This is a genomic window from Gracilibacillus dipsosauri, from assembly GCF_003176895.1.
GTDB lineage: Bacteria > Bacillota > Bacilli > Bacillales > Amphibacillaceae > Gracilibacillus > Gracilibacillus dipsosauri.
Genome location: NZ_QGTD01000012.1, coordinates 43,264 through 51,842, shown reverse-complemented (window position 1 = coordinate 51,842; position 8,579 = coordinate 43,264). Strand labels below are relative to the sequence as shown.

The 8,579-nt window shown below is 37.1% G+C and carries 13 protein-coding genes; 12 read left to right on the top strand and 1 reads right to left on the bottom strand.

Annotated elements, in window-relative coordinates:
• Positions 1–199: 199 nt before the first annotated feature.
• From DLJ74_RS13685 to rsmI, 12 genes are all read left to right on the top strand, one after another.
• On the top strand, positions 200–622 hold the full coding sequence (locus DLJ74_RS13685) for a GNAT family N-acetyltransferase (RefSeq protein ID WP_054861696.1): 423 nt from the start codon (positions 200–202) through the stop codon (positions 620–622).
• Between the two features lie 82 nt (positions 623–704).
• Positions 705–899 carry a sigma factor G inhibitor Gin gene (locus DLJ74_RS13680; protein WP_054789151.1) on the top strand — a complete coding sequence of 65 codons (195 nt, stop codon included), beginning with the start codon at positions 705–707 and terminating at the stop codon, positions 897–899.
• Positions 900–913: 14 nt separating this feature from the next.
• On the top strand, positions 914–2,377 hold the full coding sequence (locus tag DLJ74_RS13675) for an aminotransferase class I/II-fold pyridoxal phosphate-dependent enzyme (RefSeq protein ID WP_109984890.1): 1,464 nt from the start codon (positions 914–916) through the stop codon (positions 2,375–2,377).
• Between the two features lie 3 nt (positions 2,378–2,380).
• Positions 2,381–3,007 (top strand): dTMP kinase, encoded by a 627-nt coding sequence (tmk, locus tag DLJ74_RS13670; RefSeq protein ID WP_054861697.1) that lies wholly within the window; start codon positions 2,381–2,383, stop codon positions 3,005–3,007.
• 27 nt (positions 3,008–3,034) lie between these two features.
• A complete protein-coding gene (locus tag DLJ74_RS13665; protein ID WP_054789155.1) occupies positions 3,035–3,364 on the top strand; it encodes a cyclic-di-AMP receptor in 330 nt (109 codons plus the stop codon).
• Between the two features lie 18 nt (positions 3,365–3,382).
• Positions 3,383–3,823, top strand: a complete 441-nt coding sequence (locus DLJ74_RS13660) for a YaaR family protein (protein WP_054861692.1) — start codon at positions 3,383–3,385, stop codon at positions 3,821–3,823.
• 110 nt (positions 3,824–3,933) lie between these two features.
• Positions 3,934–4,923, top strand: coding sequence for a DNA polymerase III subunit delta' (gene holB / locus DLJ74_RS13655; protein WP_109984889.1), 990 nt, complete (start codon positions 3,934–3,936; stop codon positions 4,921–4,923).
• Positions 4,924–4,929: 6 nt separating this feature from the next.
• Entirely contained in the window at positions 4,930–5,757 is an 828-nt protein-coding gene (locus tag DLJ74_RS13650; protein ID WP_109984888.1) for a PSP1 domain-containing protein, read from the top strand.
• Between the two features lie 14 nt (positions 5,758–5,771).
• Entirely contained in the window at positions 5,772–6,116 is a 345-nt protein-coding gene (gene yabA, locus DLJ74_RS13645; RefSeq protein ID WP_054789156.1) for a DNA replication initiation control protein YabA, read from the top strand.
• Between the two features lie 88 nt (positions 6,117–6,204).
• Positions 6,205–6,957, top strand: coding sequence for a tRNA1(Val) (adenine(37)-N6)-methyltransferase (locus tag DLJ74_RS13640; RefSeq protein ID WP_109984887.1), 753 nt, complete (start codon positions 6,205–6,207; stop codon positions 6,955–6,957).
• Positions 6,944–7,258: a GIY-YIG nuclease family protein gene (locus tag DLJ74_RS13635; protein WP_109984886.1), complete on the top strand. Its 315-nt coding sequence runs from the start codon at positions 6,944–6,946 to the stop codon at positions 7,256–7,258. Before DLJ74_RS13640 ends, DLJ74_RS13635 begins: the two co-directional genes overlap by 14 nt.
• On the top strand, positions 7,221–8,087 hold the full coding sequence (gene rsmI / locus DLJ74_RS13630) for a 16S rRNA (cytidine(1402)-2'-O)-methyltransferase (protein ID WP_109984885.1): 867 nt from the start codon (positions 7,221–7,223) through the stop codon (positions 8,085–8,087). Before DLJ74_RS13635 ends, rsmI begins: the two co-directional genes overlap by 38 nt.
• Before the next feature lie 97 nt (positions 8,088–8,184).
• Here the strand turns inward: rsmI and DLJ74_RS13625 are convergent, their stop codons facing one another.
• A complete protein-coding gene (locus DLJ74_RS13625) occupies positions 8,185–8,460 on the bottom strand; it encodes a transition state genes transcriptional regulator AbrB (RefSeq protein WP_054789157.1) in 276 nt (91 codons plus the stop codon).
• Positions 8,461–8,579 lie beyond the last annotated feature (119 nt).

Sequence of the window (8,579 nt, the reverse complement as noted above, 5' to 3'; positions counted from 1 at the left end):
GAACACAGTAGTTAAGCTCTCCAGCGCCCATGGTAGTTGGGGCTCACGCCCCTGCAAGAGTAGGACGCTGCCAGGCAACGGAAAAGCCTCTTAGTTTTAACATTAAAACTAAGAGGTTTTTTGTATATGGAGGAGGCATTGAATTTTGTCCATGTTATAGTATCCTTAAAAAGGGGGAAGTTGAATCGTGCAAGGAGTTATGATAAACGAGTTACATACAGAAGATGAAATAAAAACTGCCTATAAGGTGATCAAGCAATTAAGATCACATTTGAAAGAGCAAGAGTATCTAGCATTAGTAAAAGAGGCGCAAGAAAAAGAAAATTATAAAATGGTTGCATTAATAGTAGAGAACGAAATAATAGCTGTGATTGGGTTTCAACCGATGATCACTCTCTATTATGGTAAATTTATTTGGGTTTGTGATCTAGTTACAGATTATAATCATCGATCACTAGGTTATGGAAAGCAATTACTTTCTTATCTTCATCAATGGGCAAAAGATAATGATTATGAAAGTATCGCACTTTCCTCAGGATTGCAACGAGAGGACGCCCATCGATTCTATGAAGAAAAGATGAATTATGATAAGGTTAGTTATGTATTTAAAGCACCTTTATAATTGTTTCACGTGAAAAAATTTTTTCTATAAAGTAGGAATATATTTTCATAGATTGGTCACAATAGTAGTGGAGGTGTAAAAAATGAAGGAAAAAACATTCAGCACACACTGCGGAGTATGTGATCAATCAAAGAAAGATGGAATCTATTTATATCATATGTTTATTTGTCACGAATGTGAGAAAGAGATTGTCGCTACAAACCCTTCGGATAGTCATTACGACTATTTTGTCAAAAAGTTGAAGGCAATCAATCAAACTACTTCAATGATTCAATAGTGAGGATAAAAGCAATGGAAATCAACCAAAGAAAAACTCCAATATATGATCAAGTACTTGAGCTTGCAAAAAAACAACCATATTCTTTACACGTACCAGGTCATAAAAATGGAAGAATTTTTAATGAAATCGGATACGAACATTTTAAAGAAGTTTTAAGATTTGACCTAACAGAATTACCAGGCTTGGATGATCTCCATGCACCTGAAGGAATGATAAAGGATGCACAACAATTAGCAGCGAATTGGTTTGGTGCTATGGAAACATTTTTCCTTGTAAATGGTAGTACAGTTGGAAATCTAGCGATGATAATGGCTACTTGTCAATCGGGCGATATGGTACTTGTACAGCGAAATTGTCATAAATCTATTTTACATGGATTAGAGCTTGCTGGTGTCCGACCAGTATTTCTTGCTCCTGAATTTGATCATGATACAGAACGTTATGATCATCCATCTATTAAAACATTAGAAAACGCTAGCGAGCTTTATCCAGAGGCAAAAGCACTCATATTAACTTATCCAGATTATTTTGGAAAAACCTTTGAACTAAAACAAATGATAGAAAAAGCACATCAAAGAAATATGGTCGTTTTAATTGATGAAGCACATGGCTGCCATTTTTCTATCCCATATCTATCTTCCCCATCAGCAGTATCGTTAGGTGCTGATATAGTTGTCCAATCTGCCCATAAAATGACCCCCGCTTTAACGATGGGGGCTTTTTTACATGTAAATAAAACAGAGCGAGTAGATGTTCACCGACTTCAATATTATTTACAAATGTTGCAATCTAGCAGTCCATCTTATTTAATTATGATTAGCTTAGATTTAGCGAGACATTACTTAGCAAATTATAAAAGGGAGCAATTTTACCAATTAATGCGTTATATGGACGAAGCCCGTGAAATTTTTGCAACAAATGATTTCTGGCGACTAGAAGAACAAGAGGAAATGGATGATCCATTAAAATGTGTGTGGAAAATAAATCCTTCCCTAACACCAGCGATGGTGGCAGAAGTATGTCAATCGGAAGGGCTCATCCCAGAGCTCGTAACAGAACAAGATATCTTATTTATCTTTGGGCTAGAACCAACTATACCGGTAAGATCGCTAAAGAATACGATCAAAAAAATAAAAGATCGATTAAAATTGTTAACAAATCATGATAGAATAGAAACAAACAATCGTTTTATTCCATATAGAACGAACGAATTGGCACTTTCCTATCAAGAGATGAAAGAAAAAGATAGTAAGTGGGTAAAGCTTGAGAATACAATTGGTTACATAGCTGCTGAAGCTATTGTCCCGTATCCCCCTGGAATTCCATTATTGGTGAAAGGGGAATATATTACAGACGAACATGTGCAGCAAATCCATACACTCCAGGCAAACCATATCTTATTCCAACCATCTAACGTATTAGATGGATTGTATGTTTTCGAGAAGGAAAAGAAAGACCAATCTGAAGGAGAATGAATGTTGTCAGGATTATTTATAACTTTTGAAGGAGGCGAAGGTGCTGGTAAAACGACCGTGCTAAATAGACTGGCCCAACGCTTAGAAAAAGAGAATTATCAAGTGGTCACCACAAGAGAGCCAGGTGGCATTCCCATTGCCGAAAAAATCCGAGGGATTATTCTAGATCGGTCCCATACGATGATGGATGCAAGAACAGAAGCATTGTTATATGCTGCAGCGAGAAGACAGCATTTAGTAGAAGTGGTTATTCCTGCATTAGAAAAAAATCAAATTGTCTTATGCGATCGTTTTATTGATAGTAGTTTAGCCTATCAAGGTGTAGGGCGAGGTCTTGGTATGGAAGAAGTGTATCAAATCAATCAATTTGCGATTGATGGTAGGATGCCAGATCTGACCTTGTTTTTTGATATTTCTCCTAGGGATGGTTTAGCGAGAATTGATCATAATAAAGATAGAGAAAAAAATCGATTAGATGTAGAGGCCTTATCCTTTCACCAACAGGTCTATGATGCCTATCAACAATTAATTGAAAAATTTCCACAACGGATCAAGAAGATCGATGCAAATTCTGATATAATAAATGTAGAAAATGCAGCATATAAAGTGTTAGAAGGCTTTCTCCCTTAATAAAATATCATAAAGGAGGCGGTAAGGATGAAATTAATTTTGGCTGTAGTTCAAGATAAGGATAGTAACCGATTAATAGATGCGTTGAATGAAAAGCATTTTAAGACAACGAAGCTTTCTTCCACAGGCGGATTCTTAAAGGAAGGTAACACAACTTTAATGGTGGGCTGTGAGGATAAGTATGTTGAAGAAGGTTTAGCTATTATCAAGGATAATTGTAGCCAAAGAGAGCAAATGGTTTCTCCTGTATCTCCAATGGGAGGTAGTGCCGACTCTTATATTCCACGCCCTATTAACGTAGAGGTGGGAGGAGCAACAGTTTTTGTTGTACCTGTTGATGAGTTTCATCAATTTTAAACTAAAGGTAGGATTAGGATGAAAATTAGCCAAGAAATGAGAACACAGCTGGAATCAATGAACAAAAATGAGCAACAAAAAAGGGTGAATAACCAGCGATTTGATTCTTTAGTGAAGGCTGAATCTACCCAATTAAAGCAAGCAGAATTGCAAAAATTAATGTCCGAATTGACAGCGCAAGGAGAAAGGATTGCCCGATTTCGTTCATTTAAGGATTTAGCTGCCTATAAAAGGATGGTAAAACGCTTTGTCAAAGAGGCGGTTAACTTTGGTCTTGGATTAAAGAAATCGCACAGCTTCTTAATGGATGGCGATAACAGAAGATTAACGATCGTCAAAGAGATCGATGAGAAACTAGTCGAATTATCGGAAGCGGTATTGGATCAAGAAAAAAACTCAATTGAAATCTTAGATGTAATTGGTGAGATCAAAGGATTACTCATTAACTTATATACGTAATATGATAACCAAGAGGGGGAGGATAGATTAGCTTCAAATACTAATCAATCCTTTTTTCTTTACACAATGGATTTAATATAAAAGGTTAAAAATAGAAGGTAGGCCAATATATGGTAAGTTCATGGTTAGATATAAAAAAACGACAGCCAATTATTAGTAAAATGATGATGAATAGTATTGCAAAGGGTCGAATCTCTCATGCCTATTTATTTCAGGGGGATAAAGGAGCAGGGAAATATGCACTCGCTCATATGTTTGCTAAAAGTATTTTTTGTCAGCATAAGAACGGAGAAGAGCCTTGCCAAACGTGTAGAGATTGTCGCCGTATTGAAAGTGGCAATCATCCTGACTTGCATATTGTTAAACCAGATGGTGCGAGTATTAAAAAAGACCAAATTCTACATCTACAAAAGGAATTCACTTATACTGGATTAGAATCAAATACAAAAGTATATATAATTGTTGATGCCGATAAAATGACAGACAATGCTGCTAACCGATTATTGAAGTTTTTAGAGGAGCCTAGTCAAAAGACAACCGCTATCCTGTTAACAGAAAATAGTCAAGCAGTCCTCTCCACTATTCGGTCTCGGTGCCAAATCATGTCTCTACACCCTCTTAACCCCAAGCAATTAGAAGAACAATTACTAAAAGAAGGGTTATCGGCGGCCTCTGCTAAGCTAATGACGATCTTTACACAAAATGTGGAGGATGCTATCGAAAAAAGTAAGGATACTTGGTTTGCACAGGCGCGAAAGTTAGTGGTACAATTAATTGAAATGCTTCAGCACAACAAAGACGAAGTGCCAGTATTTTTGCACACTCAATGGATGCCGCATTTTAAAGAGAGGAATCAGTTACAAGAAGGGCTAGATTTATTGCTAGTATTTTTTAGAGATTTGCTTCAATATCATCTTGAGGAGCATTCAAAGATCGTATTCGTTCATCAAATGGAGAAAATCGAGGCTTCTAGCATGTTCTGGTCAATGAAAAATGTAACAGAGAACCTCCAAGCTATTATGGAAGCGAAGAGAAAGCTTGAACAAAACGTCCATCCACAATTAGTCATGGAGCAATTAACACTTCAAATACAGAGGTGAACTTTAGTGATAGAAGTTATTGGTGTCCGCTTTAAGAAAGCGGGTAAAATATATTATTTTGACCCTGATGAGGTTAAGTTTACGAACGAGGACTATGTGATAGTAGAAACCGTTCGTGGCATAGAGTTTGGTAAGGTAGTCGTAGCGAATAAAGAGGTAGACGAGGAAGATGTCGTACTACCACTGAAAAAAGTGATTCGTATGGCGAATGAGAAAGATAAAGTACTCGTTCTAGAAAATAAGGAAGTCGCTCAAGAAGCATATGAGACATGCCAGGTAAAAATTAAAGAACATGATTTAGAAATGAACTTGGTCGATGTGGAATATACTTTTGATCGGAATAAAGTTATTTTTTACTTTACTGCAGATGGTAGGGTAGATTTTCGTAATCTAGTAAAGGATTTAGCTTCTGTCTTTAAAACAAGGATTGAATTACGCCAAATAGGGGTAAGAGATGAAGCTAAATTACTTGGAGGAATTGGCCCATGTGGTCGTATGCTTTGTTGCTCAACCTTTTTAGGAGACTTTGAGCCAGTATCGATAAAAATGGCAAAGGATCAGAACCTCTCCTTAAATCCTTCGAAAATATCTGGTCTATGTGGTCGCTTGATGTGTTGTTTAAAATATGAAAATGATGATTATGAAACAGCAAAGCGTGAGCTACCAGATTTAGGGGAAAGTATTAAAACTTCTTATGGCAATGGTAAAGTCGTTGGTTTGAATATTCTAGAAAGATTGATCCAAATAGAAATCCCTGAAAAGGAAAGAGTCGTTGAGTACACACTAGATGAATTAATGGAAGAAGGCGTTATAAAGACCCAGGCTGCAGAATGATGGGGTGAAAACACTTGAAAAAAAAAGAATTATTTGAACAGGTTTCAGATATGGAGGAACAGATCGGACAATTGTATCAACAGCTGGGTGATTTAAAACAGCAGTTACGAGATATCCTCGAAGAAAATCATCGATTAGAGATGGAAAATCACCATCTACGTAATCGGATGGAGGAGAAACAAGAGAAGAAAGAAGAGAGTGAAGGGAACGAAGAAGGTGACTTAGCCATTGGAGAAGGATATGATAACCTAGCACGATTATATGAGGAAGGTTTTCATATCTGTAATGTCCATTTCGGTAGCCCAAGACAGGATGGGGATTGCTTGTTCTGTTTATTGTTTTTAAATAAAACGAAATAATTGACTCTATTCACAAAGACTGGCGTTTTACATGTCAGTCTTTTTATACAGTGAGGACTTTTATAACTTATTATGTAAAGACAAGGTGATGAACAAGTTGCAGTTAAAAGAAGATGAAAGACTCGACAATTTATTGGCAGATGAAACAATGAAGATCATTCAAAGCCAAAGTGCTTTTGCCTTTTCATTAGATGCAGTATTATTAGCAGATTTTGCAAAAATACCTTTAAAAAAAGGGAAGATTCTCGATTTATGTAGTGGGAATGCTGTTATTCCTCTATTGTTATCGCGAAAAACGAACGTTCCCATTACGGGTGTAGAGATCCAAGCTAGACTCTATGACATGGCAGAACGAAATGTCCGATTAAATAAGCTGGAGGATCAAATTAGTATGATCCACGGTGATCTTAAGGACATGCCTACCCGCTTCGGTAACAACAAGTTTGATGTCGTTACCGTCAACCCACCATATTTTCAAACGAAAAATAAAGCACACCAGAACGAAAATCATTATTTAACGATAGCACGTCACGAGATCTATTGTACGCTAGAGGATGTAGTTAAAGCCTGTAGTCGTCTTGCGAAATCAGGAGGTAAGGTAGCGATGGTGCATCGTCCTGCACGATTAATGGATATACTAACCCTTTTCAGACAATACAAGATAGAACCAAAGCGAATGCGATTGGTCTATCCGAAAAAGGATAAAGAGGCGAATATCGTCCTCATCGAAGGCATTCGAGATGGCAAGCCAGATCTTAAAATGCTACCACCTTTTTTTGCGTTTTACGACAATGATCAATATTCAGAAGAGTTAGAGGGGATCTTATATGGCAAGCAATAGTCAGCATTATGTATACATATTGAGGTGTAAGGATCAAACTCTATATACAGGCTATACAACAAATGTTGCTAAGCGCCTGAAAAAGCATATGGAAGGTAAGGGAGCCAAATATACAAGAGGAAGAGCGCCTTTTACCCTCGTTTACAAGCAAAAATGTCAAACAAAATCAGAAGCCATGCAGCTTGAGGCACAGATAAAGAAGTTACCTAAGCAAAGAAAATTAGCTTTGATTCATGAAGCAAATCAAAAGATAGGTGAAGAGGATGAAGATTCAAAAAAGCTTTTCAGAGCCATACGATAACGGTGTCTTGTATATTGTGCCAACCCCGATTGGCAATCTAGAGGATATCACGATAAGAGCACTAAGAATTTTGAAAGAAGCAGATTTAATTTTGGCAGAGGACACGCGGAATACAGGGAAATTACTGCATCATTTTGAAATAAAAAAGCCGTTCTTAAGCTATCATGAGCACAATAAGCTGGAAAGACGAGAAGCGATCTTAGCTAAATTAGCAAATGGAGAGAAATTAGCCTTAGTGAGCGATGCTGGAATGCCTGGAATATCTGATCCGGGCTATGATATCGTGAAATCGGTAATCGAAGAAGATGTTCCGGTGATTGTATTACCTGGGGCAAGTGCAGCATTATGTGCATTAGTTGGTTCAGGCCTGCCGACGGAGCAATTTTATTTTTATGGTTTTTTACCACGGAAAAAAAAAGATCGAGATGATGCTTTAGAGCGGTTAAAGAAGCAGGATTCGACGATTATTTTATATGAATCGCCATATCGACTATCAGATACGTTAAGTGATTTATTAGAAAGCTTAGGAGATCGACAAATTAGCATCGCAAGAGAATTAACCAAAAAGTTTGAAGAATTCACTCGTGGTGCATTAAGTGATGTTGCCAAATGGGCGGAGGATCGTACCTTTAAAGGCGAATGCTGTATTGTCCTAGAAGGTAAAATCTGGACAGAGGAAGAGAACTGGTGGGATCCACTCACACTCAAAGAACATGTAGAAAGAATAGCTGCTATTGAAGATATTTCAAGCAAAGAAGCGATTAAGGTTGTCGCAAAGGAGAGAAAGATTCCAAAGCGTGAAGTATACCAGGCTTATCATACAGATTAGAACAAGATAAGCATTTATCGAAAAAAATCCAGAAGTACAAAATAACCCGAACTGTATCAAAATAACCCGAACTGTATCAGTTCGGGTTAATATTTCATTACTTCATTTTGCTTTGGATTTCTTCAATTAACTGTTTTGCGCCTTCTTGGCTTAGAATTAACTTGCCATCCGCAAGTGATAGGTTGTCATCAGAGATGTCACCTGTAATAGCGCATGTCATGTTTGGCTTGTACTTCTGTAGGATAATTCTTTCATCATCCACGTAAATTTCAAGCGCGTCCTTTTCGTTAATTCCTAGTGTACGACGAAGTTCAATCGGGATAACGACACGACCTAATTCGTCTACCTTACGTACAATACCAGTTGATTTCATTATTTATTCTCCCCTTCAATAAATAAAAATTCGGCAAGATTCGACATCTATAGCGTTATAATACCATTAGTTGCCATTAATGTCAAACGAATTTTGAGATTTTTTCAAGAAATTTTAAG

What these genes read in the sequence shown, in the direction of transcription:
- DLJ74_RS13685 (WP_054861696.1), top strand. Translation starts at nt 200, where the DNA reads ATGATAAACGAGTTACATACAGAAGATGAAATAAAAACTGCCTATAAG.
- DLJ74_RS13680 (WP_054789151.1), top strand. Translation starts at nt 705, where the DNA reads ATGAAGGAAAAAACATTCAGCACACACTGCGGAGTATGTGATCAATCA.
- DLJ74_RS13675 (WP_109984890.1), top strand. Translation starts at nt 914, where the DNA reads ATGGAAATCAACCAAAGAAAAACTCCAATATATGATCAAGTACTTGAG.
- DLJ74_RS13665 (WP_054789155.1), top strand. Translation starts at nt 3,035, where the DNA reads ATGAAATTAATTTTGGCTGTAGTTCAAGATAAGGATAGTAACCGATTA.
- DLJ74_RS13660 (WP_054861692.1), top strand. Translation starts at nt 3,383, where the DNA reads ATGAAAATTAGCCAAGAAATGAGAACACAGCTGGAATCAATGAACAAA.
- holB (WP_109984889.1), top strand. Translation starts at nt 3,934, where the DNA reads ATGGTAAGTTCATGGTTAGATATAAAAAAACGACAGCCAATTATTAGT.
- DLJ74_RS13640 (WP_109984887.1), top strand. Translation starts at nt 6,205, where the DNA reads ATGAACAAGTTGCAGTTAAAAGAAGATGAAAGACTCGACAATTTATTG.
- DLJ74_RS13635 (WP_109984886.1), top strand. Translation starts at nt 6,944, where the DNA reads ATGGCAAGCAATAGTCAGCATTATGTATACATATTGAGGTGTAAGGAT.
- rsmI (WP_109984885.1), top strand. Translation starts at nt 7,221, where the DNA reads ATGAAGATTCAAAAAAGCTTTTCAGAGCCATACGATAACGGTGTCTTG.
- DLJ74_RS13625 (WP_054789157.1), bottom strand. Translation starts at nt 8,460, where the DNA reads ATGAAATCAACTGGTATTGTACGTAAGGTAGACGAATTAGGTCGTGTC.